Here is a 2,710-nt window from a genome sequence, read left to right on the forward strand (position 1 = left end):
ACCCTCGAACGCCGCGCTGGTGCGGCGCGCCGCGGAGATCTGCGCGCGCCACGAGCGCCCGGTCGCCACATGGCGCGAAGCGCGCGAGATTCTCGGGCTCAGGTTGCCTGCGCCCACGCCCGCCTGACACCGACACGACGAAAGGACAGCCCCCGTGCCCACCGCTCCCGGCGACGATTTCACCGCGCTTCTCGAAGACGATGAGGCCGACATGAGCGTCGTCTTCTCGGACCCCGCGCAGCCCGACAACCCGATGATCTACGTCAGCGAGGAATTCGAGCGCCAGACCGGCTATTCCGCCGGGGAGGCCGTGGGCCGCAACTGCCGCTTCCTTCAGGGCCCTGAGACGGATCCGCACGCGATCGAGGCGATCCGGCAGGCCCTGCGCGCCCAGACCCGGTTCACCATCGACATCCTGAACTACCGCAAGGACGGCACGCCCTTCGTCAACCGGCTGCGCATCCGCCCGATCTACGACGGCGACGGGCGGCTCATGTTCTACGCGGGCGCGCAGAACCCGGTGAACTGAGGCGCGGCGCTCAGCCCGGGCGCAGCGCGCGGAAGGCGGCCGAGGCGCCCCAGCCGGCCGCGATCGCGATGGCGAGCGACAGGAGCCCGTAGACCAGCGGCTGTTCGCGCGACAGCGTGAAGAGAAAGCGCTCCAGCCCCACCTTCTGCACCCCGATGACGGTGTCGAACTCGGCCACCACGGCCCCGTCGCGCGTCAGGAAGACGCGGGTGTCATAGGCACCCTCGGTCAGGTTGGCCGGCATGTCGATCGCGGCGGAGAAAAGCGTCTGATCGGTCAGCTCGACCGCACCCTCGGCCATGGCGTAGAGGCCGGCGCGTTCGCGGATCCGCACCAGCGCATCGGTGAAAGCCCCCGCGTCCCCGACCTCCGGCGGGGCGCCGACCGAGCGGATGGCGCGCGGAATCGAGACCTTGTGGCGCAGGTCCTCCGTCTCGAGCAGCACCTCGTCGAGCGGGCCGCTCGTGGCGACGGCGTAGAAACTCGGCGCAAGGTCGATCCTGAGGGCATCGGTGTTCACCCAGATACCGGCGACCCGCTCCTTGCGGCGCACGGTGACGGGCCGGCTCGGCCCGGCGACGGTGATCACCACCTCGAGGGGCGGATCGCCGAGGATCGGCGCTTCGCGCTTGACGGCGCCGAAGATCAGGATCTCCGATCCCTCGAAGCTCGTGGTGATCGAGACCGTGTCGCGCGACAGGCCGAGCACCACCTCCTCGGCACGCAGCGGCGCCGCGAGTGCGAGGAGCGCCAGCGCCAACCACCGCATCAGTGGCCCCCGCCGCTGTCACCCAGCGAGTAGAGTTCGGCCGGCTGGAACAGGAGATCCGCGGCGAGCTTGCCGCAGACCGCGAGCACCATGACCGCGAGCAGGATGCGCAGTTGCTCGGCCGCGAGCCGCGTGCCGAGCTGCGCGCCCACCTGCGCGCCGATCACGCCCCCGATCAGCAGGAGCACGGCGAGGATCATGTCCACGGTGTAGTTCGTCGTGGCGTGCAGGAGGGTGGTGAAGGCGGTGACGAAGATGATCTGGAAGAGCGAGGTCCCCACCACCACCTTCGTCGGCATGCCGAGCAGATAGATCATCGCCGGCACCATGATGAAGCCGCCGCCGACCCCCATGATCGCCGCGAGGATGCCCACGGCGACGCCGACGAGCAGCGGCGGGATGACGGAGATGTAGAGCCCCGAGGTGCGGAAGCGCATCTTGAAGGGCAGGACGTGCACCCAGCCCCGCTGCCTCGCGCGGCGCGCGGGCACCACGCCGGCCGGGCGGCGCGCCTTGAGAAGCGCGCGAAGGCTCTCGACGAACATGAGCGCGCCGACCACGCCGAGGAAGACGACGTAGGAGAGCCGCACGAGGAGGTCCACCTGCCCCTGCGCCTTCAGCACGTTGAAGATCCAGATCCCGATCGCCGCACCGATCAGACCGCCCGCCAGCAGCACCAGCCCCATGCGCAGATCGACGGTCTTGCGCCGGAAATGCGCGAGCGCCCCCGAGAAGGACGAGGCGACGATCTGGTTCGCCTCCGTGGCGACGGCGACCGCGGGCGGGATCCCGATGAAGAACAGGAGCGGCGTCATCAGGAAACCGCCCCCGACGCCGAACATGCCCGAGAGCACCCCCACCAGCCCGCCGAGCCCCAGGAGGACGAAGGCGTTCACCGACACCTCGGCAATGGGCAGGTAGATCATCATGTCCCTTCCTAGCGTCCCCCCCCCGCGCTTGACAAGTTGCCGCGGCGCGGCGCGCACCGCGGCCGGATGCAGGGGGGCTGTCCGCCCCCCTCTTGGCCTTCGGCCAATTCACCCCCCGAGAGTATTTGGGCCAAGATGATGGGGCCGGATGCGGTGGGGCCCATCATCTTGGCGCAAATACTCCGGGGAGCGCGAGGGGCAGAGCCCCTCGCCGGCGCTGCGCTCGACGTGCGGGTCAGCCTCGGGCAGATGACCCCCGCCAGGTCGCTTTCGGCCTTCGAGGGCGCAGACCGTTGCGGCTGCGGGACTGCCCGGCATCCCGGAACGCGCATGCGCCGCGCCGGGCCACTGATCCGGCGCCGCGGGCCGGACGCGTTTCAGGGAAGCGTGCGGACGAGCATGAGCGCGTCCACCGGCGGATGTCCGGTCCGCTGGTAGTAACCGGGGCGCAGTCCAGCTTCGGCCCAGCCGTCGGCCACGTAG

The 2,710-nt window shown here is 70.3% G+C and carries 4 protein-coding genes; 2 read left to right on the plus strand and 2 right to left on the minus strand.

Annotation, left to right across the window (positions count from 1 at the left end):
• The coding region (locus tag ACESL7_RS15060; RefSeq protein WP_372894114.1) for a 3-keto-5-aminohexanoate cleavage protein at positions 1 to 127 on the plus strand (127 nt) is incomplete at its 5' end.
• Between the two features lie 27 nt (positions 128 to 154).
• Positions 155 to 529 carry a PAS domain-containing protein gene (locus ACESL7_RS15065; protein ID WP_372894111.1) on the plus strand — a complete coding sequence of 125 codons (375 nt, stop codon included), beginning with the start codon at positions 155 to 157 and terminating at the stop codon, positions 527 to 529.
• Positions 530 to 539: 10 nt separating this feature from the next.
• Here ACESL7_RS15065 and ACESL7_RS15070 read toward each other — a convergent pair whose 3' ends face one another.
• Both ACESL7_RS15070 and ACESL7_RS15075 read right to left on the minus strand, forming a co-directional pair.
• A complete protein-coding gene (locus tag ACESL7_RS15070) occupies positions 540 to 1,298 on the minus strand; it encodes a TIGR02186 family protein (protein ID WP_372894112.1) in 759 nt (252 codons plus the stop codon).
• Positions 1,298 to 2,227 (minus strand): sulfite exporter TauE/SafE family protein, encoded by a 930-nt coding sequence (locus tag ACESL7_RS15075; RefSeq protein ID WP_372894113.1) that lies wholly within the window; start codon positions 2,225 to 2,227, stop codon positions 1,298 to 1,300. Before ACESL7_RS15075 ends, ACESL7_RS15070 begins: the two co-directional genes overlap by 1 nt.
• Positions 2,228 to 2,710: the final 483 nt, after the last annotated feature.

The organism is Rhodosalinus sp., assembly GCF_041685465.1.
Classification (GTDB): domain Bacteria; phylum Pseudomonadota; class Alphaproteobacteria; order Rhodobacterales; family Rhodobacteraceae; genus Rhodosalinus.

Excerpts from the sequence above, each read along its gene's own strand:
- ACESL7_RS15070 (WP_372894112.1), bottom strand. The coding sequence starts at position 1,298 with ATGCGGTGGTTGGCGCTGGCGCTCCTCGCACTCGCGGCGCCGCTGCGT.
- ACESL7_RS15075 (WP_372894113.1), bottom strand. The coding sequence starts at position 2,227 with ATGATGATCTACCTGCCCATTGCCGAGGTGTCGGTGAACGCCTTCGTC.